Genomic DNA, 25512 nt, shown 5'->3' on the forward strand with positions numbered 1-25512 from the left:
GGGTAGTCGGACCGTGCTCGTACGTTCAGTTCGCGTCCCACTCGGTGGCGAGCAACCCGAGAATGATCTCATCGGCGAAGTCCCCATTCACCCAGGCCGCACGGCGCAGGGTGCCTTCGGGCACGAACCCTGCCTGGGTGGCTGCTCGTATCATCGCGGCGTTGTCGGCCAGCGTCTCGATCTGCAACCGATGCAGACCGCGCACCACGAGGCCGTAGTGGCACAGCACCCGGATGACGTCGGTGCCCAGCCCGCGGCCGCGGAAGGCCGGCCTCAGCGAGATTCCGATGTGAGCCGTTCTGTTGTGCAGGTCGATGCCCCACAACAGCGCCTCGCCCGCCAGTTCGTCATCGGCGAGCTGCACCACCGAGAAGCACGCGGCATCGTCGGTGGGGTCGGAAATCGTGTACGGCGACGCGGCTGAGCCGGGTGCGATCGGACGCCATGGGCGGGAGTCGGCCTTCGACCGGGTCGCGACGTCGTCGTAGAGCTCAGACTGCAGGACGGGAACGTCGGTCTCGTGTCGGGCCCGCAGCCCGATCTTGTCGCCACGTAACATGCCGTGTTCCTACCCGACGCGACCTGCCCCGATCAACCTGGTTGTTCGCTGGACACCCTCGCGAGCTCCGGCGTTGGGTGCCTGCTCGGGCCGGGGCAGCGTCCGTGGTTGCCGCGATGGGTGCGGCGTCGCGCACGACATTCCGCACCGCACCACGGCCACCTACGCGATCCCGTGGACCTACGCGCGGTCAGGGTTCGATCGGGCGGACCCGACCGTCGTACCGCTCCAGAAGGTCGGCATTGCGCGTGTCGCCCGAGGCGAGATTCGCGGATGTGTACACCGGCGGGTTGATGCCGCGCTCCAGCAGGCGACGGCAGACCAGTTCGGTGAGGAGCTGCGCGATGAGCACCCCGGTGAACGACGAGATCGCCCCGATCCGAACCTCTGGGGTGATCTCCAGTGCCGCGTCCCCGGCCGGGGCGAGGTTGTCGATCACCACATCGGCCAGGTCGGCGAGATGCGCTCCCTGGGTGGTACGTGCCCCGGCGGACCGGGTGTGTGTGAGTGAGGTGACGGCGATGATCGGATGCGCCCGCTCACGGGCCAGCGCCGCCATCTCGGTCACGGCGGCGTTGATGCCGGAGTTGGAAACGATCAGGAAGGCGTCCTGCGGTGAGGGCTTGGCGAGCTCGTAGATCCGCTCGGCCAGGCCGGACTCGCGCTCGTACGTCGGGTCGAGGATCGGTCCCGGGTCGGCGCCGCCGAACATCACGAGATCCTTGACCGCCAGCATGCTGACGGGGGCGAGACCACCGGCGCGCGCCGCGAGTTCGAGGGTGACGATCCGCGAGTGGCCGGTCCCGAACACCTGCAGGACACCACCGGCGGCGATCGTGTCGGCGACGAGCGTGGCCGCCGACCCGATAGCACCGAGCTGGGTGGCGAGGATCTGTTCGAGTGCGGTCCGGGCGATGTCGGCGTAGGCGGGTTCAGACACTGTTCCTCCTGGAACGGTCACGGTCGCGGGTGGCCTCGACGGCAGCCTGAACGGCAGCCTCGACGAGGGCCTCGCCGCTGCCGGAGCTGACCGGGCTGGCATAGGTTTCGTAGCAGGGTGGTGTGTCGCGGGTGGGCAGGTAGCCGAGGTAGCCGTTCGTGTAGCCGAGGACGACGACGTCGGAATCCTGATCCGCCGACGCGGAGCGGATCGCTTCGCCCAGTTCCAGGAACAACTCGCCGGGCACGCCGACGACCGTGACCCCGTCGAGGTCGACCGCTGCGACCTCGACCACATATGGTTCGGTGCGCCGGCGGGCGGCCTGCTCCTCCGCGATCCGCAGCCCCTGCCGCAGGACCAGACGGATCCGATCGTTTTCGACCTGCGGGGTCGGGCGGGCGGACGCGTCGAGCTCCGCCGGCTGTTTGGGCCGTAGTCGGACGTTCCGCGAGACCGGTGGCCGCACCGGTGCCGCTGGATGGTGGCCGGCATGTGGCGACGGCTCCACGCGGCTGGCTACCCGGGCGCCGAGCCGGTCGACTTCGGGTCGCCCGGCTCCCTGGCGGGTGTGCCGGGTACTGATGTCGCCGGCGGCACCGGTGGCGACGACCACCCATCTGTCGGGTGCGGACAACGCTCGGCGAATGCCGCCATTCAGGTCCGCGCTCACCTGGTTGTTGTCGGCGGGAAGGACGGTCGGGTGGACCGGGGAGATCACTATCAGGCCCACCACGTCGGTACCCGCGGTGACCACGATGGTGTCGACGGGAATGTCCATCGCCGGCGGATCCGCGAGGTTGCGGCGACCCGCGAGCCCGGGAACCAGGGTGCGGGTCGCGCCGAGCCTGGCTGACCGCTCGGCCGCCATGGCGTGGCGCGCGGCCGCGAGTGACGCGGCCATGAGCCGGTCGGCGACGGGCCGTGGCGTGACCCCACCGCCGGGGAAGCAGCCCGCCTCGGGGCTCGCGTGCGTGTGCGTGGCAACAACCCAGCAGGAGGACACGCCGATGCCCCGCATCGCGGTCCGGATCCGATCGACGACGTCGGCATTCACGCAGATCAGGTCCGCGACCACCAACGCGAACCGGTGGCCGTCGTCGGCGAAGGTCACCACGTGGACCTCTAGCGGGTCGAGCACGCCCTGGACGCCCTCGGACCGGTCGATGTATCCACCCATGGGTTCTCCGGGCACGACCGTGAAGCGGGCCGTCCCGTGTCCGACCCTCACGCGTCCCCGCCCGGGTTCTGGTCCGCCAACAGGCGGGCGTAGGGACCGGTACCGCGCAGCAGCGTCGGGCCGCCCTCAAGCGGCTCGGCCTTGGGGCTGACCAGCGGCAGACCTCTGGCGTCGAGTTCTGCGGACAGGGCCCGGTGGAGGACGTTCCCCGGGGTCAGTAGCCGTCCGCTGTACGACACCTGGCGTTCCGCCCCGCCGAGGCGGAGTCGGGTGGTCGCCGCCTCGGCCGCGTCAGCGAGATCGGTCGCGGCCGTGGCGCAGATGCGGTTCGCCACCGGGTCGGCCTGGGCGGCCGCGTCGAGAACATCGAGAGCGAAGGCCGCCGTGCGGGGGATCATGGCGGGGTCCCGGTAGTAGCGCTGGAGCGACGCCAGGTCGGTGCCCCCGAGCGCCGCGCCGAGGCGGTCGGCCAGCGTGGTTCCCGGCCCGACCCGGTCGTACGACGCCGTCGCGGCGCGCATCCCGGCCAGCCCGATGGCGAACGCGCTGCCGCGGTCGCCGAGATGTGGACCCCACCCGTCGAGCCGGGCGTAGTTGCCGTCTGCGGCCACCGCCAGGACTGTGGTCCCGGTTCCGACGCACAGGACCACGCCGGCTCCGTCGAGGGCACCGGCGTGGGCGAGGACGCTGTCCTCCACGACCACGGCGGGACCGCCGAGGAGCCTCGTGATGGCGAGGGCGAGGTGTCGACGCTCGGCGTGGTCACCCGGCACGCCGGTCAGACCGGCGAGCACGCCTGACACCTGGGTGGGGAGCGGGATGGTGTCCGCAGCGCCGCGGATGGCGCCCAGGATCCGGGCGACGCCGTCCTCGTCGGACTGGTAGACGAAGCCGGGCCCGATCCCGATCTGACGACCCGCTGGAGTGCTCAGCAGCATCCTGAGCTGGGATTTCCCGCCGTCTATGGTGATGGTAGCTGTCATCGTGACATCCCAGCGGTCAGGCCGGCGACGATCTGCTTGGTCGCCAGCGCGAACACCACTGCCAGCGGGACCAGAGCGATCACGAGCCCGGCGAACAGGGTGCCGCGATCGGCGGCGAACTCACCGAAGAACCGGGTCAGCCCGACGGGGATGGTGTATTTGTCGCCGCTGCGCATCAGGACCAGCGGATAGAAGAAGTCGTTCCAGGTCGGCGCGAACTGGAAGACGGTGACCACCGCCAGTGCCGGACGCATCAGTGGCAGCACGATCGAGACGAACAGGCGTCCCTCGTGTGCTCCGTCGATCCTCGCGGCCTCCTCCAGTTCCCCGGGCAGCCCCCGCATGAACCCCATGATCACGAAGACGGAGAACGGAATGCCGCCCGCCGCGTAGAGCAGCACCAGCCCGATCCTGCTGTCGATCAGGCCCATCGACTGGAACATGTAGAACACCGGCAGCAGGCCGAGTTTCGCGGGAATCATCAGACCCGACAGGAAGAACGCCGCCAGCAGGGCGCGTCCCCGGAATCTCCACCTGGCCAGGGCGTAGGCGGCCAGCGCCGACACGCCGACACACAGCACCACCGAGGCGCCCGTCACCGCCAGAGAGTTGATCAGGTACGTCGAGATCGACGCGGTCTCCCAGGCGCGGACGTAGTTGCTCACGTCGAACGAGGTGGGCAGCCCGACCGGTGCGCGAAGGATATCCGCGTTGGAGCGGAACGAGCCGATCAGCACCAGCAGCAGCGGGCCGAACGCGATGCCGGCGTACGCCCACAGAAGGACCTGGACACCGATGCCGCGGGTGGGCAGACGCCGGCGGGTGCCGTCCGGGCGCGCTGACCCGCTGGTGGTTTCCGGCGTCGTACGAGGGGTGGTCGTCAGGGCGTTCATCTAGGTCACCTCCCGCCGGCGCAGCACCCGCTCCAGGACGACGGATATCCCGAAGATGAACACGAAGATGAGCATGGCCAAGGCCGAGGACTCTCCGATCGCGTTGCTGCCGCCCTGGAAGGCGGTCCGGTAGTAGAGCAGGCCCAGCACGTCCATGGCGCCTCCGGGGCCGCCGCTGGATCCGCCCAGCGCGTAGACGAGGTCGAAGATGTTGAAGCACCCGATGAACGTCAGAACGGTGATCACCCCGACGGCCGGAATCAGGAGGGGGAACCTGACTTTCCAGAAGGTCCGGGCGGCTGATGCGCCGTCGATGGCAGCCGCCTCCTCCAACTCGCGTGGGACACCGGCCAGGGCGGCGCCGAAGATGAGCATGGGCCCACCGATCCACTGCCAGGCGTTGACCAGGATCAGCACCGGCAGCGCGATGTCCGGCTCACCGAGCCACGGGCGTGCCCACGAGTCCAGGCCGACACCTCTGAGCACGTGGTTGATCGGGCCGAAGGTGGGGCTCAGCAGGAGCGACCAGATATAGCCGACGATCAGCGGGCTGATCAGGTAGGGAAGCGAGAAGAGGGTCTGGAACAACCGCTTTCCCCATGGGTTTCGGTGCAGGATCACGGCCAGGCCCAGCCCGACGGTGTTCTGGATCGCCATGGTGCCGACGAAGAAGAGCACGTTGTGCCCCAGCGCCGCGGCGATCTCATCGCTCAACGGGTAGCGGGTGAAGACCTCCCGGTAGTTGCCGATCCCGACGAAGTCCGCCTGGCGGGTGCCCTCCCAGCGGAACAGCCCGTAGTAGAAGGCGGTGACCAGAGGTACCACGACGAAGAGGCCGTAGAGAGCGAACGCCGGTAGGCAGAATGCCGCGATCCACCCCGGTGAGGTCCGTCCTGCCTGGCGGCGACGCCGCCGGGCAGGACGGACATTCAGTTCTTGGGCCTGAACCACTGATCGACCCCTCGCTGGACGTGTCCGGCCGTGTCAGCGGCGTCACGTCGACCGAGCAGATAGTCGGAGAAGGCCGCCGAGGCGAGGTCCCAGGCCGTGGGTGACCCACCGGAGAAGTACGCGTAGGTGACGTACGGGCTCGGGTTCTCCTGGTACGCCTGCAGGGCCTGGGCCAGGAGCTTGTCCTGGGGCTGGACCTTGGGTACCGCGGAGATCTGACGCAACTCGTTGGAGTACGCCCGGCCGAACTCCTCCGACGCCATCCACCGCACCAGGTCCAGCGCGGCCTTCTGCTTGGGGGACTTCGCCGAGACCCCGAACGAACCGTCGACGTAGCCGGGAACGAGCGTCTTGTCGACCGCCGCGCCGGGCGCGGGCGGCACGTTGAAGATGCCCATCTTCAGGTCGGGGTTGGCCTTCTCGAACACGCCGAGTTCCCAGATCCCGCCCGGGAACATGGCGGCGCGGCCGGAGGTGAAGAGCGCCTGCGCGTCGGCGTAGCTCACCCCGGACGACTGCGGTGGCCAGTACTTGTTGGTGCCCTTCCAGGTCTCGAGCGACTTCACCCAGGGGCCGTCGGTGAACTTCGCCCCGCCGGTGATCATCTTGTTCAGGTAGTCGGTGCCGCCGTAGGTCGTGGCCCCGAAGATCTCGTGCTGGATCGGCAGCATCCAGGTGTCGGTGACCGTGCTCGCCAGCGGGATAACCTTGGCGCCCTTGAGCTTCTCGAACGCCGCGATCATGTCCGCCCAGGTGGTGGGGGCCTTGATGCCGTTATCGGCGAAGAGCTTCTCGTTGTAGATCACGTGCAGGGTCTGGAGTGCGAACGGAACTCCGTAGACCTTTCCGTCGCTTTCGCCCCGGGCACCGTCGAGGACCGGCTTCGGGAAGCCTTCCAACTCCTTGATCTGATCATCGAGGGGCACCAGACCGGTGGCGGCGACCAGCGGCTGAAGCAGACCGTAGGAACGGAGCTGTGCCACGTCCGGGCCGTTGGCGTCGGTGAGCCCCGTCTTGAGGATTGTGTCGTATTCGGTGTTCTTGTAGGGGACGTACTCAACGGTGACACCGGGGTTGGCGTCCTCGTAGATCTGGAAGATCTTGTTGTACGCCGCGACATCCTCCTGCCGCCATCCCCAGACCTTCAGGTTGACGGCGTCACCGCCGCCGCCGCCGTCACCGCTGTCTGGCGCACACGCGGCGAGGGTGACGGCGAGCATCGCAGCCGCTCCCAACACGCCGTACTTCCTGGGCATCCATGTCTCCGATCGTTGTTATGGCACCCCACCCGACCGGCGGAGAGCTCGACTGTAATACTGGTATAGACCGCTGGTCAACGGGTAAGCCGACCTCACCGAGGAGCGCGGAGCTGCCCGTACGATGGCGTCAATCGAGCAGGAAGGAGACAAACTCGTGCCAAGGACCCGACATGAGCCGAGCGACGGAGCGCTTGAGTCGTTACTTGCGGAGCAGAGCCGCGGCAAGGGCAAACACATCACCGATGTGCTCAGCTCCTTGGTCCTGAACTCACGAGATGGTTCCCTGCTCCCCTCCGAACGGGTGCTCGCCGAGCGGTTCGGAGTGGCCCGGATGACCGTCCGGGGCGCCATCGACGCCCTGGAGACGAAGGGAATGGTCCGGCGGATCCCTGGACGCGGCACCTTTGTGCAGCATCCGACCCTGACCCATTCGGAGATATTCCGCTCGTTCAGCGAGGACATGCGAATGCGCGGTATGACGCCGGGCGCCAAGAGCTACCGCGCCCGCACCCGCCCGGCCACCCGCACCGTCGCCACCAACCTCGACATCGCTCCGGGCGAGCCGACCCACTACATCGAGCGGATCCGTACCGCCGACGGAATCCCGATGGCACTCGAACGGACCAACCTCGCCACGGCGCGGTTCCCCACCCTGCTCGACGTGTTGGGACGCGACGACTCCCTCTACGACATCCTGGGTCGCGCATTCGGTGTGCGACTCGAATCGGCACGGCAGACCGTGACCATCGCGCGGCTGACCGCCGCCGAGGCGAAGCGACTCGAAGTCGCCGAGGACGACCCGGCATTCCTGATCGAGCGCATCTCCGTCGACAACATGGGCAAGGTCGTGGAGTTCGGGCGGTCGCTCTACCGCGGGGATCGCTACGCCATCCGGATGCGCGTCAGCCCACCGCCGCAGGGCGGCTGACGCGCATCCGGAGGGTCTGGCTACCCGATCCCGGCGAAGTAGTGCTCCTGGATCTCGGTCGCCGTCAGCGCCCGGTCATAGATCGCCGCCTCGTCGAGGTCGCCCTGCAGCCGCTGGGACGTGTCGTCTCCGCGGCCACCGAGCTTGATGCTGGCCGTGCCGCTGCCCGGGGCCACCGTCGTCGCGACACTGCTGTCCGCGACGCCGTCGAGGTACACGGTCAGCCGCGATCCGTCGAACACGGCGGCGACATGGTGCCACTTGTTCGGCGTCAGCTGGGTGCGGCCGGTGACGACGCCGTGTCCCTTACCCGGAGCGCCGAGCGACCACGCCTGCAGGACACCGTTGCTCGCCCTCAACGCGTACCCGCTGACCGCCGGCCCGGTGTAGCTCTCGATGATCGCCTGCCCCGGCGCCGGAACGATCGTGTCGAGCTTGACCCACGCCTCCAAAGTGAACGGTCCGGCCAGGTTGGTACGCGGGGCGCGCGGCGCCTCGATGTAGCCGTTCGAGAGGTCGGCCGCGCCGTTGCCGGCAAGCACACCCTCGGCACCCGGCTCAGCGACCTGGTAGGTGCCGTTCTGCCCGCTGGTGGAGCTGTCGACGGCGGTCCTGGAACCGGCCGCGTCGCCCAACCGCCAGTAACCGGACGGGTTGGCCCCGGTCACGAAGTCCGGATAGCTACCCTCCCCCACGATGATCGTCAGCGACAGGTTCACCGGCGCGACGCCGTCCTTGTGGAACGTCACCGTCACCTGGTGCCGGCCCGGGGCGGTGCCGGCGGGGACGGTGACGGCGACCGGCACGCTCGCGACGATGGTCCGACCATCCGGTCGCGCCTGGAGAGACTGCGTCGCCGGGGTGACCGTCCAGCCGTCCGGGCCGCTGGCGGCGACACTCGCCTTCACCCGGCCCTCGTCGAACACCTCGAAGGCGACCTGGAACCGCTTGGTCGCCCCGGGTGCGATGAGCGAGCCCGACGGTGCGACCGAGACTCGACCGCGCAGCACGTCGGAGTAGTGCGGGACGATCTCGTAGACGCGCGGCGCGACGCTACCGGGAGTCCACTGGATCCGTACCGCGCTGGCCGCGAGGTCCTTGGCCTGCACCTTGGTGAATCCGTCGGCGAGCTGCCCGAGGTCCACCCAGGTGCCGTCGACCAGCGCCTGGATCATGCCGTCCGCGGGAGCGGCAGCGTCCTGTACCACGGTCACCGCCGACAGCTTGTGCGGCTTGGTGATCGGGACCGTGATCGCGTCCCCCGCCTGCGGTGCGCCGGCCGCGACATAGGCCGTGTCGTCGCGCCGATCGGTCAGATTGCCCAACGGGGAACCCGGTGCGGCGGCCGGTGCGCCGGTGGGGGCCCCGAGGTCCCCGTACCAGCGGTCACCGATGTAGGCGTCACTCTGGGACGCCGCGAAGCTCAGCAGCTCGTCGACCGGCCCGGGGCTGATCTGGTGCCAGGTGCGGTCGAGGATGAGGCGGGCGCTCGACTGGTCCCGTCGGGCCACCCAGGCGGCCTCGCTCGAGCCCGCGTCCTGGGCCCGGAGAATACGCAGGGCTGCCCGACCTGCCTGGCCGGTCACGCCGACGCGGTCCAGCCAGGGCGCGATCTGCTTGAGCAGGACCGGGTTGTCGAGCTTTGCCCGTAGCGCGGCGGGGAGTTCCTCGAGGCGGCGCAGCTCGCGGTCGACCCGGGCGAGCTGGGCGTTCACGGGTCGGCCGGCCCGGTAGTCAGCGATGAGCCGGGTGATGAGCGCCGCGAACTCCGGCCGGGTGGTGGCGTCCAGGACGCTGGCCCGGTTGTTCTCGGCAAAGAGCCTCAGCTCCTCGTACGCGTCGCCGCCGAGAATCTGCAGGGTGTGCGTCCATGAGCGTTCCGCGTCGTAGGCCACCGGGTTCCAGGCGTAGTCGGCCTGGGTGCCGAGGGCGATCTGCGAGGCGTCCTGGAAACCGACGAGCTCGTTGAACGAGATGCCGATCGTCTTGTCCGCCATGCCGGCGTCGCGGTTCGTCAGCGGGCCCAGCAGCAGCCGGTTGGTGCTGTAGTCGTTGACCGGGTAGTTGTCCCAGAGCATGATCCGGTGCCGCGACCACACGGCCTGGGCAGCCTGGAGGTCCGCCTCGGTGATGCTCGGCGAGACCACTGCCGGCCCCGTCCAGTAGAGGTCGACCTCGGTGCTCAGCAGCTCGTCGAAGCGGTCCGTGTACGGGGTCTTCGTCATGCCCCAGTACTCGGTAGGCACGGCCACCATGCGGCTGGCGCCGGGGTGCTTCTCGATGAACTCCTTCTGCATGAAGTTGGTGACCTCGGCCTGCGCGATCGCGAGCGGCGACCGGTCGCCACGGTAGGCGTCCCGGTCCTCCTGGCAGGCGAAGTTGCCCGACACGTCGTCCCAGGCGATGACGTAGCTTCGGACGCCGATCTCCCACATCTGCTCGAAGCGTGCCAGCAGCTTGGCCCGGTCGGACTCGCGCACGTGACAGATCCCCTTGCTGGGCGCCATCGGCGCCTCCGGCGAGATCCGGTACACGAAGTCGACATGGCGTGCCTTCGCCAGGTCGACGATCTCCTTCATCCGGGCCAGTTCCGCCGCCTCGTACAACGAGCTCCAGTTCGAACCGGTGCGCAGGTCGTCCGCCGGTCCGTAGAAGTACTGGTTCATCTTGTGCCGCGCCAGGAACTCGATCTGCGAGCGCCGGTCCTCCTGCGACCAGACCGGTCCGTAGAAGGACTCCATTCCGCCACGGACCTGGTACCCCGGCCAGTCGCGGACCTGCACGCCGCCGACGGTTACCCGGGAGCCCTTCTTCACGAGCAGTTGGCGCAGCGACTGGACCGCGTAGAAGGTGCCGGTGCCGTCCACACCGGAGAGGACGATCCGCGACCGGCCACGGTTGTCGTGACCAGCCGCCAGCACGTACCCCTGACCGGGCAGCGACTCCGGACCCGTGACATTGAGGGCGCGCAGCACATCGGTGCTCGCCGGCGTCTCGCGTGGCCCGCCCAGGATGATCATCGGCGCACGTGCCGCCAGGTCACTCTGGCGCACGATCCGGGCGGTGACGCCGTGCGCGGAGAGCAACTCCACGAGCGCGGTCTGTGCTGCCGGATCGGCAGCCTCGCCCGCGACAACATCGATGCTGTCGGGCAGCGCCACGGATCCCGGGCGCGAGTCGATCTGCTGCGGCACCGGAAGGATTCGAGCCGCCTGGCTGGGGGCCCGGCGCTCGGCGCCGGCAGGCAGGGGGGCCAGGATTCCTACAGAAAGCGTGACCGATGCGGCGAACGCGACAGCGCGGCGACAACCGCGAGATGAGAGTAGAAGGAACACGCGACCTCCACTTTGTTGGTTCAGGGTCGGTAGCTGTTGCCGGCGCGCGCCGGCTCGGAGCGCGATGGTGTGTCATGCAGGGGGCTGACCGGCACAAGATCCGCCGGCCCGTCGGGTCAACAGGGGAGCCGATCGGGCCGTCGGGGCCGGGGCCCGTTCGGTTCTGCGGATTGGTCTATGCCAGTAACGAGAATCCCCGCTGCTCCTGGTTACGTCAAGACCTAACCGACCAAGTTGAGACTGTCGAGGCCGAACCCCGGCCCCGGGCAGGCACCCCGCTCCTCACCCGATTTCCGCTGATCACAAGCACCATGTAGGGCTAGCCGCCGGGCTGTTCATACTGGTCTAGCCCTGATGACATCTGTCTGGCATGCGCGAGCCCCTGTGGTTGGAGCGCTCGCGCAGCGGGCCCGGGGAGCGCGGGTGCCCTACCTGCCGAGCCGTCCACGGTCGCGACTCATGATCTTCGGCCGAGCCGGTCGGATCGGGTGCCGTCCGAGGTAGTCCGGCCTGCTGAGGGTCGTCCCGGTCGGGTGCGACCGGCTGGATTGCCGCACTCCGCTGCCGTACTTCTTCGGCGGCGTGAAGGACGTTGCGGGCGGCCGTCGCCCAGGGCGACCGCAGCCGCGACCCGCGTCACCTGCACGCTTGCCGGCCCGAAGCCGGTGCGGTGGTGGTCCTGGCCGTCGTCGGCCCGCTTGGCGATCTCGGCGGCCTGGTCGAGCAGCTCCGCCGCGCCGCGATGGTCGCCGCGGGTGGCGGCGGCAAGAGCCCGGCCGGTGGCCCGGAGGAGCGTCGACCACGGCTCGCCGGTTGACGGCACGGAGGGGAACAGCCGGCGCAGCGCTTCCGTACACAGGTCGGCAGGCGGCGACCACGTCAGATCCAACCCGACGGCCACGTCTTACATGTGGACCAGGACCTCGACCACCGGTCCGGCATCGATCATGGGCCGCCAGCATCACCCCGCACGCCTAGAAGACCTGTACCAGCCCGGGATTGGGCGGCGTGGCTGCGTCACCGGCGGGCGAAGCGGGCCTGCAAGCTGGCGGTGGAGGGCCCCTGCGCCGGCTGGTTGATCCATTGGCTGGGGCATCGGTGGTCGCCGCAGCAGATCGCCCTGCGGTTGCGGTCCCGGCCTGCTCCGCCAGTACTTCCCCAAAGGCCGCACCGACTTCCGCACCCTGACCCAAACCGACCTCGACGCCATCGCCGACGAACTCGACGGACGTCCCGACAAAACCCTGGGCTGGGACACCCCTGGTGAGAGGATGTCCCAGCTCCTGGGTGTTGCAACCACCGCTTGAGACCGCCCCACCCGTCCCGGCATCACAAGATCCAGCAACCGGAAGGACGTCATCTCGGCGGCGGTCAGTGGCAACACTCCCCGCAGAACGCCACTCGCAGACCCTCAGCCTGGTCCTCCGCGGAGTCGAACGAGCGGCACGCCGGTCTCGTTGACTCAGCGGTAAACCCGGCCCCTTGCTTGTACGTTCTGCGCTCCGTCCGGGTGCGTCCGCGCACGTCTCTGACATCGGACGCTGATCCGTAGCCCTCCATCGCTGGCCCCCGATTACCGGCCCTGTTGCCGTCACCGTTGCTGTCGACAACAACAGGGCCACCAGCGTTCGAAGACTCCGCCCGGACTGTCGGCTTGGAGATCGGTTGATCTGACTCGTAGGTAGCCGCACCGTCTGGTTGAGGGGCACCGACCGTGCGGGGTGCAGCTTGCGGCCACACCGGTCTTGGCCAGCGTTGACCTCTGCATCGGCACGGATCGGGCACGCGTTCAGCCGCCGAGCTGCCGGTGGGCCTCCCGCTCCATCATCGCGTTGAAGCGTTCATCACGCTCCCCTTCCGGCCGGCGGGCGGTGTAGACGACCGTGTAACCGTCCGGGTCGGTCAGCCGCAGGTCGCGAGTGTTCCAGAGCGTTTCGGTTGGCCCATCCACGATGCCGCCGTGATGTGTCCGGGCGCGCTCGGCAATCGCATCCAACTGTTCGGCAGTGGCCATGAAGCTCACGGCCCATTCACCGCCGACCGGCGGCACTCCCCTGCGGACCAGAATGTCCTGGTACCGCCACCGGCGAAGATGCACCAGTGCCGGCACGCCGTCGGGGCCGGGCATCGTGAACAGCGATATGAAATCGAGCCCATTGACGTACCAGTCAACGGTGCGATCAATATCCGCGACCGTTAATGTGACGAACGCGGGCATCCCGTAGATGTCACGCGTAACCTCGGGTGTGATGTCGTCCATGCAGTCGACCGTAAAGACTGACGTAACGGAAGGCTCAAGCACGCGTTCCCGCATCAAGAAGCCCGCGCGGCTGTGCTTGCAGATCACCGTCCACGATGCCCGCCGCGCCTGCGCCACCGACCTCGACGTCACCCGAGAGCCGCCATGCGGGTCCTTCGACACACCCGCGGCTCCGTGACGATGGAGATCCACACGCAGGCTCCATCCGAGGCGACCCGGGTGACCCTCGAGCGCCTCGGCGATTCCCTCGGCCGCTGACGCCGTTGCCGTGCTTCGCTGCCGTACGCCAGCAGAAGGCCACCTCCCGTTTTCGGGAAGTGGCCTTTGACCTGCGTTGGCGATGCTGGTATCGAACCAGCGACCTCTTCGGTGTGAACTGGCGGCAAGCGGGTCGGATCGGGTGTCGTCCGAGGTCATCCGGCCTGCTGGGGGTCGTCCCGGTCGGGTGTGGTCGGCTCGGTTGCTGTACTCCATAGCTGTACTTCCTTGGCTGCGCGGAGGACGTCTCGGGCGGCGGCGGCCACCGGGCAGTCTGCTGCCCGGCAGATCGGACAGCGGCCATCGGGTCCGGGACGGTGATCGCGGAGGACCCAGCGGGCGGTGAGGATCAGCCGGTTGCGGATCTGGGCCAGGGACAGGAACGGTGCGGTCATCCTCAGCCCACCCCGAGGGCGGCGGCGAGGTGGATGAGCGTCGTTGGGGCGGTGGGGTCGCGGGCGACGTGGGCGAGCAGGTCCCGGCCTGCTGGTCGGTGGCGGATCTCGGCAGGTGCGATCCGGTCGGCCTCCATCAGGACCCGGCCGGCGCTGATGGGGTCGTCGGTCTGGAGATAGGCGCGGGCGGCGTCGAGCAGGTGCGCGGCGCGGTGCTCGGCGGTAAGCCACCGCCAGCCGTCCCGCGTGGTCGCCTTCTCGTGCCAGGCTGTGGCGTTCGCTCCGTCGCCCAGCTCCACCGCTGCGGCGACCCGGGCAAGCTCCACCGCCGTCGGCCCGAACCCGGTGCGGTGGTGGTCGTGCCTGTCGCCGACTCGGGCGGCGAAGGCGGCGGCCTCGTCGAGCAGCTCGGCCACCGCCGCGTCTTCGCCGTGACGGGCGGTAGCCAAGGCCGCCTGGAGGAGCAGTGTTCCGCACAGGGACAACTCCGGAGGTAGGCCGAACTCGATCACGGACGGGGCGATCCGGTAGGCGGCGGCCAGCATCGCCGACTTCGCCACCCGCACCTGCCCAGACGCGCGCAGCACCTGACCGAGCTGCACCGCTGCGGCGGCCACCAACACTCGGTCACCCATGGCAGCGTTCATAGCCCGGTCGACAGGCAGCCAAGCCAGGTCCGGGGCACCCAGCTTGACCAGCAGCGAAGCGGTGATCCGGTACGCCTCCACCAGCGGCACCCGACCCGCCACCGGGTCAGCGGCGTGAGTGCGCTCGACGTCGGCCAGCAGATCCGGCAGCCGGTCGACCACGCGTGGATATTGGGCGTGCTGAAAGGTCGTCCAGGCGTACGCGACCTGCCGGGCCATCTGGACGACCGGCAGCACCGGCCGACTGCCTGCCGGTCGGCCGAGGGGAATCTCGTACCGGGACAGCGCCCCCCGGATCCGCTCGACCTCTGCGGTCCGCTCGATCACCTCGGCGGGCTGGGCATCCCGACCGAGCAGCACCGCCGTGTCGATGCGCAGGACGGTGGCAACCTCGTGGAGGGTCGACACCTTGTCCAGTGAGCGGACACCCCGCTCGACCTTGTCCACCCAGCTCTTCGACTTCCCCAACCGGTCGGCGAACACCTGCTGCGACAGCTTCCGCCGCCCCCGCCAATACGCCACCCGCCGCCCCACCGGCAACCGCTCACTGCTGTCCACGCCGCCACCGCCGATCCGGCACCGCCCGGGTCGTCTCCTCGACCGGTATCCGATCCGCCTGAGCCTGGGCGAGAAGCCGCTGCTTCGCCGCCTCTCGCTCAGCAGCCTGAATCTGCTCGCCCCGGCTCACCACCGATTCGGTGCCGTCACCCTGCATCCCCACCTCCATCGGCAGAAGCGCGGCGGTAGATCGGCCGTCGCATGTCCACATTGACGCTGGAACGTCACCACCCGCGACGGCACAAGGTGCGACAAACCGACCACATGGCTGGCGACATTTCGACGACATGCCGCTATCGTGGCGGTCATGACCGTCCCGAACACCGCCCTACGCGCAGTCCGTACCGGGATGCGCATGAGCCAGGACGACTTCGCTCGCGCACTCCAGGCCGCGGGCCACCGCGTCGGCGAGCCCAACGACGCCAACAAAAGACTCGTCCAGCGATGGGAATCCGGCGCGATCGCCGCACCACGACCCGTCTACGCCCGCGCGTTGGAGGTCGTCACCGGCATACCCATCTCACTGCTCGGCTTCGCCGCAGTGCCCGGCGAACATGTCGCTCAAGACCAGCACGGTGGTCACGACCTGACATCTCCCATGTCCAGCCTGGCCACCCCGACGCCAACGTCCAGGCCAGTCACAGTCCACAGGTCATACGAGGGCGTGTGGCTCAGCCGCTACCAGTACTACTCCAGCGGTCGGGGTGACTCCTTCGCCGGGCAGCACTTCGTAGTTGTGCTTCAGCACGGTGACCGGCTGACCGCGCGCAGCTTGCCTGGCTCGGCGGCATCGTCTCTGTCACTCGATCTGACCGTTGACGGTGCCGTTGTCACTGGCACCTGGGTGGAACAGACCGATTCGGCCGGCTACTACCGAGGCGCCCGCTATCACGGCGCGATCCAACTCCTGGCCGAGCCCACGGGGCGACGGATGGCTGGAAAGTGGATCGGGTTCGGCAAGGACATGGACGTCAACACTGGCCCGTGGGAGCTGGTTTTCCGGGATGCCTCGACCTCCAAAGCAACGCTCGATCGGTACAACACGTCGACGACGTAGCGCGCAGGCTCTTCCTGCCCTGCTCCGCAGGAGTTCCGATCCCTGCCCTGCCCAAAGGCAGCAGTCTCCACGAAAAGAGTCAGCTGAGCGAGGACCGGCACCCGCCGCGATGAGGTTCATCTTCGAGGCTGGCGACCTGAAACGTGCAGCTCGTACCGGCTGGCGGTTTGCCGGGGTCAAGCACCCCGATCCATCGCCGAGCACTCCCACCGCACCGCCCTGATCGGCATGATCCTCGCCGCCGTGGAAGGAGCCGCCCCCGCCCGGGCCCTGTCTGCCAGGGTGAGTTGAGGCCAGCGGCTCATAGCAAGTCCGCCGGACAGGGCGAGTTCAGGATCGAGAAGCGTTGAATACTGTTGTTGACGTCGCGACGGCCCAGGATGGGGTCATGAGTCGCAAGAAGGGTCCGCGTTCGGGCGGGCCACGGGCACGCCGGTCGTTTACGCCGGGGCAGAAGTTGGAGCTGCTGGCCGCGTATGAGCTGGTTTTCGGCTCGCGCTGTTCGGCCCTGTTGCTGTCACCGTTGCTGTCGACAGCAACAGGACCACCCACGTTCTGAAACCTCGCCGAACTGGCAGCTTCGGAATGAGGTTGATCTCCGGCCGTTGAGGCTGCGTTCCCTGGGAGATGAGGGCGGCAGGGCCAGGTTTCCTTTCGTCACCTCGCTCTCCTAGACCCTTGTTGACCGCTATGTCGGGCACGCCACGGGCACGCAGGCTCCGCCACCTAGTTGTTGCAGGGCAGGAGGTTGTTGACGGATCGATCGCGACCAGCCACAGGCCCCTCGGGCGCCCTGACGCTCGGATCGTCTTCTTCGAAAGCGCGTTGGGTGAGGATCCGTAGTGCGTCTGCCGAGGAGGCATCGTTTGGGGTGTAGATCTCGAGGCGGTGATCGGGGCTGTCGGGCTGTAGCCAGACTTGGTAGGCGATGCTCGCCGCGCCGACCGTGGGGTGTTGGAGATGCATGTCACCGGTGGTGCAGTCGGCGACTTCACCGGTCGCCCACATGGAGCCGAACTGGTCGCTGCGCATGGTGAGTTCACCGATGAGGTTCGCCAGGCGCGCGTCGGTCGGGAACCGTCCGGCGGTGAGACGCAAGTAGGCGACGTGGACCCGGGCGAGCTCGTCCCAATTGCGGTGCAGCTCCCTGGTGAGAGCGTCGAGGAAGAACATCCGCGGGATCGAGGGACGACAGCCCGGATCACGGGGCGCCTCGAAGTCGACGTGCTCGGCGAGCAGTGCGTGTCCGGTGCGGTTCCAGGCGAGGACGTCGCCGCGTCGGCCCAGCACGATCGCTGGCGTCGCCTCGGCCAGTGATTCGAGCAGCGCGAGGACGCGCCGGTGGGGCTGCTCGACTGGTGGTTCGGCGAGGCCGGACCGGGAGGGCTGGCGGGCGAGATTGTGAAGGTGTACGACCTCCACGTCGTCCAGTTTCAGAACTCGTGCGAGGGCGTCGAGAACCTGTTCGGAGGCCGTCTCGGCCTGGCCCTGCTCCAGCCGTGTGTAGTAGCCAGCGCTGACCCCTGCCAAATGGGCGAGTTCCTCGCGGCGCAGCCCCGGAACCCGGCGGGTGCTCCCATAGGTTCGTAGCCCGATCTCGTCTGGGGTGACCCGGTCGCGGCGGCTCTTCAAGAATGCTCCGAGGCTTTCCATGACATAGAGACTAGGCGCACGTCGCGCGTGGCTGGGTGTACCTGCTGGGTGCACCCACACCAGGTGCCTGGATGCCCCCGGCTCTGCGCTGGAGCGTTGCCGGCATGACGAAACACACCTCACGCACGACCACCGTCCGAGCTTGGCTCGGGCTGCTGGTCGTCCTCGGCCCGGTGCTCTTGGTCTCGGTGGACGGGTCCATCTTGTTCCTCGCAATGCCACGAGTCAGTCAGTCTCTCAATCCCAGCGCTGACCAAGCACTGTGGATCCTAGACGTCTACGGCTTCTCGGTCGGCTCCCTGCTTATCGCATTCGGAAATATCGGCGACCGCTACGGGCGACTCAAGCTGCTCATGATCGGCGCGAGCTTCTTCGGCATCGGTTCGGCCGCCGCCGCGTTCGCGCCCACACCGGCGCTACTCATCGCCGCCCGTGCTGTGATGGGGATCGCCGGCGCCACCTTGCTTCCGTCCGCCTTGGCGGTGCTCAGTGAGCTGTTCACCGACCCGAAGCGTCGAGCCCAGGCCATCGGCATCTTCGCCGCGGTCTTCGCCGCAGGATTCGCAATCGGACCGGTCATCGGTGGCGTGCTACTGGAACGCTTCTGGTGGGGATCGGTGTTCTTGATCAACCTTCCCATAATCGCGCTGTTCCTGTGTTTCGCACCCCTGTTGCTCAGCGAGGTACAAACCACCCGCCCCGGACGAGTCGATCCGATAAGTGTCGTGACCTCTGCGGTCGGTCTGCTGCTGGCGATTTATGGGCTCAAGCACGTTGCCGCCGAGAGCCTCTCCGTATCGGCGGCGCTCGCCGGGCTCATGGGGGTCGCCGTGCTGGCATGGTTCGGCGTCCGTCAACGACACCTGGACCATCCACTCATCGACTTCTCTCTCTTCCGGGATCGAGTCTTCACCATCGCGGTGATCACCGGGCTTCTACCGCTGGCCGCGTGGTCAGCAGCCGCCTACCTGGCTGGCATCTACTTGCAGTCCGTCCTTGACATTCCGGTCCTGCAGGCTGCCTTGCTGGCGCTACCGGGAGCCGTTGTGCTCATCACGACTTGCGTCGTCACCCCTGTGGTGGTCGATCGCGTCGGGAAACGCTCCGCGCTGCTTGTCTGCCATTTCTCCATCGCCACCGGGCTGCTCCTGCTCTTGCCCACCACCATCACTGGTGGGATCGGCTGGTACGTCGCTTCCACTGCGATTGCTGGCATCGGCTATGGCATCTCCTTCGCAGTCGTCGCTGACGCCGCCGTCGGCGCGGTCCCGTCCGAGCGAGCAGGCTCAGCAGGCGCGATCGCCGAGACCAGCAACGAGATCGGCAACGCCCTGGGCATTGCACTGCTCGGCTCTCTGGCAGCGCTGCTGTTCCGGCTCCGAGGGCCCGACCTCGCGCCGACCCTGGACGAAACGCTTCAGCGCACCGGCCTGACAGACACGTTGATCACCGATGCCAAGTCGGCCTTCCTCACCGGCATGCACGTGGCTGCAACTGCAGCCAGCTTGTTGCACCTCGTACTCGGCCTCATAGCACTCCGCTGGTTACCCCGTCCTGTCGGGGACGACATCCCGGCTGATGGCGAGCACGGCGAGGCGCTCGAGGCGCGATGACCCATGCCAATGCACAACCCCACCCGTCCCGGCATCACACAACGTCCAGCAACCGGAAGGACCCATTCCAGCGGCGGCCGGTGGCCGATAGCCGTGCTTCCGCCCTCCGGCGTCAGCCGCCCTCTCAGGCGGTGCCAGGAGACACCACGAACACCACCGACGGACACCGCTCCGGCGTCCGGTGGCAGTTCGTCGCCCGTCCCTGCCACCAGCCTTGAGGAGAATCCGTGTCCACCCTGCCCACCCTGCACCGCCCCGGCGCGATCACCGTTCAAGACGCCCGCCGTACCTGCGCCACGCTCCTGGCCGACCTCGACGTCCACCCGAAGTCGCCAGGCGGGTGCTCCGACACGCCCGCTTCTCCGCGACCATGGAGATCTACACCCAGGTATCGACGAAGGCGATCAGAGACGCCCTCAAACGCCTCGGCGACTCGTTCCGCCGCCGACGCCGTTGCTGTACTTCACTGCTGTACGACAGCAGAAAGGCCACCTCCCGTTTCCGGGAAGTGGCCTTTGACCTGCGTGGGCGATGCTGGTATCGAACCAGCGACCTCTTCGGTGTGAACGAAGCGCTCTCCCACTGAGCTAATCGCCCTCAGCGCCGATGACTCTACCCGATCGAGGGACCGGACCGCGAATCCGGGGTCAGTGCGTCGCGAGGTAGTGCAACAGCCGGGCCAGCAGGTCGATGCCGAGGCTGTACTTGAGCGAGAGCCAGACCACCACGGCGACGAAGACGAGACCCACGGACCCGAGCACGAACCGCACCGCCAGGGACCGGCTGGTGACCCACCGGGTCCAGCCCTGCACGTGCCGTCGGGTGAAGTTGAGCAGCCGGCGGGCCCAGTGGAACTCCACGGCCCAGATGCCCAGCCCGGCGATCACCAGCAGCCAGCCGGGGCCGGGCAGCGGGATCAGGGCGATACCGATGGTGACGACGAGGGCGCCGGCGATGGAGATGAAGATCTTGAGGGCGACTCGGCCGGTGGGGTTGGCGCGGATCAGGTCGAGGGTGGTGCCCATCCGCTGCCGAAAACGCCCGCGCCGTCGCTCGGCGACCGCCGTCCCGGCCCCGGTTCCCGGGCCGTCGGGGCCACCCCGGCCGCGCTGATCCTTCGGCACTGCGTACCCCCGCCTTTCGGCTGTTCGGACCCCTCCTTTCGGAGGGCCGGACCAAGTCGGCACATCCACTGAGGATCGGTTCGTAGCCATTTCGCCCTCCAGTGTCGCTCCGGCCCGTCACTCCATCGGACCACTGGACGTTACCGGAGTAAGTCGACGTCTGAACCACCCCGATGCCGGGCGGGATCACGCACTGGGCAGAACCGGATATCGTACAAGAATTTTCACATTCTAGCGGCGTTTCCGACCCCCTTCCCACCACTGGGTGAAGTCAGCGTATGGCGGAGCGTAGCCAGGAGTAGCACCTGAGTATGGGAAAAGCGGGACACGCGCGTTCCGCAGCGGTGCCGGGGGGAGAACGTCCATGAGTGTCATCCGACCGACGACCGTAGAGGTCGAGACGTCGCTAAGGCTCGTCGCGCCTGACGCCACCGCATTGCCGGTGCGTGCCAGCCTGCGTTACGACCCTGCTGATCCGTATGCGGTCCATGTCCTGTTCCATGCCGAATCCGCCGGCGGCGAGGCGGTGAGCTGGTCGTTCGCCCGCGAACTGCTCGTCACCGGCCTGGACGAGCCGGCCGGCATCGGCGACGTGCGGGTCTGGCCGTGGGCCACCCCGCGCGGCGACTTCGTCGCGCTGGCGCTGTCGTCACCGGACGGCAACGCCCTGTTCGAGGTGCCACGCAGCGTCCTGGTGCGCTTCCTGCGGCGGACCTACGTCGTCGTTCCGCGCGGCCGGGAGGCCGAGCACCTGGACGTCGACACGGCGGTGAACCGGCTCCTCGCCGGTCGCTGACACGACGCCGGCCGGGGGCGCGCGGATCTGCCGAGTCCGCGCGGCCCCGGCCGCTGCTGTGGGTACGCGCTCAGCCGTGCGTCGTGATCCCGCCGTCGACGGGGATGACCGCGCCGGTCAGATACGCCCCCGCCCGCGACGACAGGTAGATCGCGGTGCCGGCCATGTCCTCGGGGCGCCCGATCCGGCCGAGCGGGACCTGCTGCTCGATCGCCGACCGTGCCGCCGGGTCCTGCAGCGCGAAGGCCATCATCTTGCTCTCGAACGGTCCCGGCGCGATCGCGTTCACGGTGATCCGCTCGCCGGCGAGCTGGTGGGCGAGGCCACGGGTGAGCATGTGTACGGCCGCCTTGGTTGCCGAGTAGGCGTACACCTCCATGGACGGCACCCGGATGCCGTCGATCGAGCCGATGTTGATCACCCGGGCCGGGTCGTCGTCGGTGGCCGCCGCGCGCAGCGCCGGCAACAGGGCCGTGGTGAGCCGGAAGACGGCCTTGACGTTGACCGCCCAGAGCTTGTCGAACGCAGTCTCCGGGTACGACTCCAGCGGCGCACCCCAGGTGGCCCCGGCGTTGTTGACCAGCACGTCGAGCCGGTCCACCCGCTCCCGGACGGCCGCGGCCAGGCCCTCGGCCCCCGCGTCGTGACCCAGGTCGGCGGGGATCGCCGCGCAGCGCCCCTCGGCGGACAACTCCTCGGCCACCGCCTCGCAGACGTCCGCCTTTCGGGAAGAGATGATCACGTCCGCGCCGGCCCGCACGAAGCCCCGGGCGATCATCAGCCCGATGCCCCGTGAGCCGCCCGTGACCAGGACCGTCTTGCCTTCGACCGAGAACAGATCCGTCATGCCCATCCCATCGCCGTTCGGGGGCCGCCGGTGGTCCGCCGGACCCGGCGCTACCGATCGGTAACCTAGCCGGGTCGCCGTGCCGCGACAAGCCGCCGAGCCGGCGCGGGACGGGTTGGCCCGGGCCGCGTCGGGATGCGGCCTGCTCGGACGCGGGTTACCGTCGCAGCGATGGTCCCCTCCGGTCAGCCCTCCCCGGCACCCCCTACCGACCCGGCGTCGACCCGCCCCGCCGCGGCGACGGCCCCCCCCCCCCCCGCGCCCCGCGCCGAGGCCGCCGCGCGGTCCACCGGCATCGCCGCCCTCACCCTCGGCGACCTCGCCCCGGACCCCGAGTGGCGACGCCCCGCCCTGCTCGACGCGGACCTCGTGGTCCTGGTCACCGGCGGCCACGGCACCGCCGAGCTGGACTTCCGGCCGCTGCCCTGCCGCCCAGGAACCCTGCTTCGGGTACGCCCCGGTCAGGCGCTGCGCTGCGCCGGGGGGCCGCTCGACGCCGTGGTGCTGCGCTGGACGCCCACCGCCCTGCTGCGGGACCCGGGCCGCGACGGCGACGGCGACGACGTGCCGGCACACCGGCAGCTCGCCGGCGAGGACGGGGACGCGGTGCTCAACGAGGTCACCCAGCTCGTGGTGGACCTGCGACGGCAACCGGACGTGCCCGCCGCCCGCGCCCTGCTCCGTCACCAGCTCGCCGTGCTGCTGCTGCGGCTCACGCTGCTGGACGCCGACCCGGCGCAGGCCGAGCGGCGCGCCGAGAGCACCACCTTCCGGCGGCTCCGCCAGGAGGTCGAGCGCGGCTACCAGCACACCCGCCGGGTGGAGGACTACGCGGCCCGGATCGGCTGTTCGGTGCGTACCCTCACCCGGGCCTGCCTGGCGGTGACCGGGCGCAGCGCGAAGCAGGTGATCGACGAGCGGGTGGCCCTCCAGGCCAGCCGGCTGCTCGCCGCCACCGATGAGCCGATCGCCCGGATCGGTCGCCGGCTTGGCTTCCCGGAGCCGACCAACTTCGGCCGCTTCTTCACCCGCGAGGCGGGGGTGAGCCCCGGCGCGTTCCGGGCTGCCCGGGGCCGGCCTACGCCCACCGGGCCGCCGCAGAAGCGGGACCACGCGGGCCGCGAGCCGGCACCGCCCCACCGGTACCGCGAGCCGGTGCCGCCCCACCGAGAGCGGGAGCAAGCGTCGTACCGCAACGGGTGGGAACAGCCGCCGGCCGCACGCGCGAGCGGCGCCAGGCAGCCGGACGCGTCTGGCGGGTCGGGCGGGTCGTCGCGCAACAGCCGGGAGCACGCGGCGACGGGCGGGCGGGAACATCCGGCGGGCCACGGCGGCGGGCGGGACGGGGCGGCGGCGAGCCGGGTCGTCCGGCCCCGGCCGCCCACCGATCCGACCGGACTGACGGAACGGGCATGATGAGGGGGTGCAGATCTCCGCGCGCGGTGACTACGCGGTACGGGCGGCGCTGAGCCTCGCCACCGCGTACCCCTCCCTGCTGTCCACCCAGGCCATCGCGGCGGAACAGGACATGCCGCGCAAGTTCCTGGAGGCGGTCCTGGCCGACCTGCGCCGGGCCGGGCTGGTCCGGGCCCAGCGGGGTGCCGAGGGCGGCTACACGCTGGCCCGGCCGCCGAAGGAGGTCACCATCGGGGCGATCCTGCGGGCCGTCGACGGCCCGCTGGCCGGGGTGCGCGGAATGCGTCCCGAGGAGACCAGCTACGAGGGGGCGGCGGAGAACCTGCCCCGGCTCTGGGTGGCCGTCCGGGCGGCGGTCCGGCAGGTGGTCGACGAGGTGAGCCTGTCCGAGCTGACCAGCGGCCGGCTGCCAGGGCACGTGCGGCGGCTGATCGCCCCGCCCGACGCCTGGGAACCCCGCTGACCGCCGCCCGTCGGCGGCGCGGACCGGGCGTGCGGCGGGTCGACCCCGGCGCCTGACCCCTCAGGTACGGGCCGGCGCGCTCAGCCGGGGATCTCCCACGGGGCGACGGTGGTGGTGAAGCCGGCCCGGTGGTGCACCAGCGGGTTGCCGTCCTCCCCCGATCCGAGCGCCAGCGGCTCGGCGATGACGATGGTGTGGTCGCCTGCGGTCACCCGGTGCACCACCCGGCAGAGCAGCACCGCGAGCGCCCCGTCGACCAGTGGCACCCCGAACGGGCCGGCCGTCCAGCCCCGGTGCGCGGCGAAGCGGTCGATGCCGCTGGTGGCGAAGGTGCGGGCCACCTGCTTCTGCCCGGCCGCGAGCAGATGCACCGCCACGTGCTCCGCGCGTTCGATGGCCGGCCAGCTCGACGACGCCCGGGCGAGGCAGAACGACACCAGCGGCGGCTCCAGCGACACCGAGGTGAACGAGGTGGCGGTGAACCCGGCCGGCGGCAGCGGCGGGCGCCCCCGGCCGGCGGAGGGCCCCGGCGCGGTGACCACGGTGACCGTGGCCGCCTGCCGGCGCAGGAGGGCGCGGAGCAGGTTGGTGTCGACCGGGTACAGCTCGACGGTGCCGGCCCCGGGCCGGTCCACGGTGGGTGCGGCGGGCGCGACGGGGGTGGGCTGCAGCGGACGCGGGGATGGGGATGGGGGCACGGCTGTCTCCTGATCTGTCCACGGAGGAGGTGGGTCCACGATCGGTGGAGCGCGCCCCGGCAGGCGGGACGCGGTGGAACGCCCTCCGCCGTGAGCGGACGGGCGGACGGGACACGGTGACGGGGGCCGAGCCGGCCGACCGGTCAGCTCAACAGAGCGCGCTCGCGTGCCGGACCAGGTCGACGTGCACGCGGGCGGTGAGGAGAGGCTCGTCCCGCTGCGACATGTGCTCATCGTGCCGTCGTCCCGCGTGGCTGGTCAACGCCCTTCCACAGGTTGAGATCATCGTCTCCCGACCCGATGTGCATCGCTTCGACCAGCACTGACCACCCCGTAACACCCATCCGTTGGATAGAGATTGTCGCGCCGAGCGGTGACACAGTCCAGTGGGGACCCGGAGAGGTTTCGCGAATCGTCGTTTCGGGCATGTTCGATCTCGACACGGCAGACGATTGGTGACGAAGGGAGCCCCGCGATGGGCCTCATGTTCCGTAAGCGCAAGAAGTACGGCCCGATCATCCTGAACTTCACCGAGAACGGCTTCTCCTCGTGGAGCATCAAGATCGGCCGATGGTCCTGGAACTCGCGGGCCAAGGCGCACCGCGTCGACCTGCCCGGTCCGCTGTCGTGGAAGCAGGACAAGTCCCGGGCCTGACCTCCCGGATTCGAGCGGGGCGCCGACGCTGACGTCGGCGCCCCGCT

At 69.3% G+C, this 25512-nt stretch carries 24 protein-coding genes, 1 tRNA gene and 4 pseudogenes; 11 read left to right on the forward strand and 18 right to left on the reverse strand.

The window, feature by feature from the left end; translation table 11 throughout:
* Positions 1-25 precede the first annotated feature (25 nt).
* The 7 genes from ABT023_RS24745 to ABT023_RS24775 all read right to left on the reverse strand — a co-directional run bounded on the left by ABT023_RS24745 (position 26) and on the right by ABT023_RS24775 (position 6741).
* Positions 26-559 (reverse strand): GNAT family N-acetyltransferase, encoded by a 534-nt coding sequence (locus tag ABT023_RS24745; RefSeq protein ID WP_350888783.1) that lies wholly within the window; start codon positions 557-559, stop codon positions 26-28.
* A 190-nt stretch (positions 560-749) separates the two neighbouring features.
* Positions 750-1499: a sugar isomerase domain-containing protein gene (locus tag ABT023_RS24750; RefSeq protein ID WP_350888784.1), complete on the reverse strand. Its 750-nt coding sequence runs from the start codon at positions 1497-1499 to the stop codon at positions 750-752.
* Positions 1492-2676: a hypothetical protein gene (locus tag ABT023_RS24755; RefSeq protein WP_350888785.1), complete on the reverse strand. Its 1185-nt coding sequence runs from the start codon at positions 2674-2676 to the stop codon at positions 1492-1494. Before ABT023_RS24755 ends, ABT023_RS24750 begins: the two co-directional genes overlap by 8 nt.
* 47 nt (positions 2677-2723) lie before the next feature.
* A complete protein-coding gene (locus ABT023_RS24760; protein WP_350888786.1) occupies positions 2724-3659 on the reverse strand; it encodes an N-acetylglucosamine kinase in 936 nt (311 codons plus the stop codon).
* On the reverse strand, positions 3656-4552 hold the full coding sequence (locus ABT023_RS24765; RefSeq protein ID WP_350888787.1) for a carbohydrate ABC transporter permease: 897 nt from the start codon (positions 4550-4552) through the stop codon (positions 3656-3658). Before ABT023_RS24765 ends, ABT023_RS24760 begins: the two co-directional genes overlap by 4 nt.
* Complete coding sequence (locus ABT023_RS24770) at positions 4553-5377, reverse strand: carbohydrate ABC transporter permease (RefSeq protein ID WP_350888788.1); 825 nt, start codon at positions 5375-5377, stop codon at positions 4553-4555. It abuts the gene before it with no gap.
* 104 nt (positions 5378-5481) lie between these two features.
* Complete coding sequence (locus ABT023_RS24775) at positions 5482-6741, reverse strand: ABC transporter substrate-binding protein (RefSeq protein ID WP_350888789.1); 1260 nt, start codon at positions 6739-6741, stop codon at positions 5482-5484.
* A gap of 142 nt (positions 6742-6883) precedes the next feature.
* Between ABT023_RS24775 and ABT023_RS24780 the strand changes: the two genes are divergently transcribed.
* Positions 6884-7690 (forward strand): GntR family transcriptional regulator, encoded by an 807-nt coding sequence (locus ABT023_RS24780; protein WP_350888790.1) that lies wholly within the window; start codon positions 6884-6886, stop codon positions 7688-7690.
* 20 nt (positions 7691-7710) lie between these two features.
* On the opposite strand, the gene ABT023_RS24785 is transcribed toward ABT023_RS24780, so the two are convergent.
* Complete coding sequence (locus tag ABT023_RS24785; protein WP_350888791.1) at positions 7711-10884, reverse strand: beta-N-acetylglucosaminidase domain-containing protein; 3174 nt, start codon at positions 10882-10884, stop codon at positions 7711-7713.
* Positions 10885-11695: 811 nt separating this feature from the next.
* Here ABT023_RS24785 and ABT023_RS24790 point away from each other — a divergent pair.
* Positions 11696-11842, forward strand: coding sequence for a hypothetical protein (locus tag ABT023_RS24790; RefSeq protein ID WP_350888792.1), 147 nt, complete (start codon positions 11696-11698; stop codon positions 11840-11842).
* A 319-nt stretch (positions 11843-12161) separates the two neighbouring features.
* Positions 12162-12332, forward strand: a pseudogene (locus ABT023_RS24795) (IS30 family transposase); the annotation flags it as partial.
* Between the two features lie 482 nt (positions 12333-12814).
* Here ABT023_RS24795 and ABT023_RS24800 read toward each other — a convergent pair.
* The 4 genes from ABT023_RS24800 to ABT023_RS24815 form a co-directional block, all read right to left on the reverse strand.
* Positions 12815-13285, reverse strand: a complete 471-nt coding sequence (locus tag ABT023_RS24800) for a VOC family protein (RefSeq protein WP_350888793.1) — start codon at positions 13283-13285, stop codon at positions 12815-12817.
* 413 nt (positions 13286-13698) lie between these two features.
* Positions 13699-13938: a hypothetical protein gene (locus ABT023_RS24805; RefSeq protein WP_350888794.1), complete on the reverse strand. Its 240-nt coding sequence runs from the start codon at positions 13936-13938 to the stop codon at positions 13699-13701.
* A 2-nt stretch (positions 13939-13940) separates the two neighbouring features.
* Positions 13941-15143 (reverse strand): helix-turn-helix domain-containing protein, encoded by a 1203-nt coding sequence (locus tag ABT023_RS24810; RefSeq protein WP_350888795.1) that lies wholly within the window; start codon positions 15141-15143, stop codon positions 13941-13943.
* Positions 15130-15300 (reverse strand): hypothetical protein, encoded by a 171-nt coding sequence (locus ABT023_RS24815; RefSeq protein WP_350888796.1) that lies wholly within the window; start codon positions 15298-15300, stop codon positions 15130-15132. The genes ABT023_RS24810 and ABT023_RS24815 overlap by 14 nt, the downstream gene beginning before the upstream one ends.
* Before the next feature lie 141 nt (positions 15301-15441).
* Here ABT023_RS24815 and ABT023_RS24820 point away from each other — a divergent pair, with 141 nt between their 5' ends.
* Together ABT023_RS24820 and ABT023_RS24825 are read left to right on the forward strand one after the other, a co-directional pair.
* Positions 15442-16200, forward strand: a complete 759-nt coding sequence (locus ABT023_RS24820; protein WP_350888797.1) for a helix-turn-helix domain-containing protein — start codon at positions 15442-15444, stop codon at positions 16198-16200.
* 109 nt (positions 16201-16309) lie between these two features.
* Positions 16310-16467 (forward strand): annotated as a pseudogene (locus ABT023_RS24825) (HD domain-containing protein); the annotation flags it as partial.
* Positions 16468-16926: 459 nt separating this feature from the next.
* Here ABT023_RS24825 and ABT023_RS24830 read toward each other — a convergent pair.
* Positions 16927-17853, reverse strand: a complete 927-nt coding sequence (locus ABT023_RS24830) for a helix-turn-helix transcriptional regulator (RefSeq protein WP_350888798.1) — start codon at positions 17851-17853, stop codon at positions 16927-16929.
* 104 nt (positions 17854-17957) lie between these two features.
* Between ABT023_RS24830 and ABT023_RS24835 the strand changes: the two genes are divergently transcribed.
* Together ABT023_RS24835 and ABT023_RS24840 are read left to right on the forward strand one after the other, a co-directional pair.
* On the forward strand, positions 17958-19466 hold the full coding sequence (locus ABT023_RS24835; protein ID WP_350888799.1) for an MFS transporter: 1509 nt from the start codon (positions 17958-17960) through the stop codon (positions 19464-19466).
* A gap of 263 nt (positions 19467-19729) precedes the next feature.
* Positions 19730-19902, forward strand: a pseudogene (locus ABT023_RS24840) (site-specific integrase); the annotation flags it as partial.
* A gap of 89 nt (positions 19903-19991) precedes the next feature.
* On the opposite strand, the gene ABT023_RS24845 reads toward ABT023_RS24840, so the two are convergent.
* Together ABT023_RS24845 and ABT023_RS24850 are read right to left on the reverse strand one after the other, a co-directional pair.
* Positions 19992-20063: transfer RNA gene (locus ABT023_RS24845), tRNA-Val, on the reverse strand.
* A 50-nt stretch (positions 20064-20113) separates the two neighbouring features.
* Entirely contained in the window at positions 20114-20659 is a 546-nt protein-coding gene (locus tag ABT023_RS24850) for a TIGR02611 family protein (RefSeq protein ID WP_502890752.1), read from the reverse strand.
* A gap of 295 nt (positions 20660-20954) precedes the next feature.
* Here ABT023_RS24850 and ABT023_RS24855 point away from each other — a divergent pair, with 295 nt between their 5' ends.
* Positions 20955-21386 carry an SsgA family sporulation/cell division regulator gene (locus ABT023_RS24855; protein ID WP_007457244.1) on the forward strand — a complete coding sequence of 144 codons (432 nt, stop codon included), beginning with the start codon at positions 20955-20957 and terminating at the stop codon, positions 21384-21386.
* Positions 21387-21456: 70 nt separating this feature from the next.
* Here the strand turns inward: ABT023_RS24855 and ABT023_RS24860 are convergent, their stop codons facing one another.
* Positions 21457-22233, reverse strand: coding sequence for an SDR family oxidoreductase (locus tag ABT023_RS24860; protein ID WP_350888801.1), 777 nt, complete (start codon positions 22231-22233; stop codon positions 21457-21459).
* A 171-nt stretch (positions 22234-22404) separates the two neighbouring features.
* Here ABT023_RS24860 and ABT023_RS24865 point away from each other — a divergent pair.
* A pseudogene (locus tag ABT023_RS24865) lies at positions 22405-23481 on the forward strand (helix-turn-helix transcriptional regulator); the annotation flags it as partial.
* Between the two features lie 175 nt (positions 23482-23656).
* On the forward strand, positions 23657-24112 hold the full coding sequence (locus tag ABT023_RS24870; RefSeq protein WP_350888802.1) for an RrF2 family transcriptional regulator: 456 nt from the start codon (positions 23657-23659) through the stop codon (positions 24110-24112).
* Between the two features lie 80 nt (positions 24113-24192).
* Here the strand turns inward: ABT023_RS24870 and ABT023_RS24875 are convergent, their stop codons facing one another.
* Together ABT023_RS24875 and ABT023_RS24880 are read right to left on the reverse strand one after the other, a co-directional pair.
* Complete coding sequence (locus ABT023_RS24875) at positions 24193-24747, reverse strand: flavin reductase family protein (RefSeq protein WP_350888805.1); 555 nt, start codon at positions 24745-24747, stop codon at positions 24193-24195.
* Positions 24748-24958: 211 nt separating this feature from the next.
* Entirely contained in the window at positions 24959-25096 is a 138-nt protein-coding gene (locus tag ABT023_RS24880; RefSeq protein ID WP_350888803.1) for a putative leader peptide, read from the reverse strand.
* A gap of 189 nt (positions 25097-25285) precedes the next feature.
* Between ABT023_RS24880 and ABT023_RS24885 the strand changes: the two genes are divergently transcribed.
* The gene (locus ABT023_RS24885) at positions 25286-25465 is read left to right on the forward strand and encodes a DUF4236 domain-containing protein (RefSeq protein ID WP_007075522.1); all 180 of its coding nucleotides are present in this window, start codon (positions 25286-25288) and stop codon (positions 25463-25465) included.
* The last annotated feature ends 47 nt before the right edge of the window (positions 25466-25512 follow it).

Source organism: Micromonospora sp. NPDC002296, from assembly GCF_040296145.1.
Taxonomy (GTDB): Bacteria; Actinomycetota; Actinomycetes; order Mycobacteriales; family Micromonosporaceae; genus Micromonospora.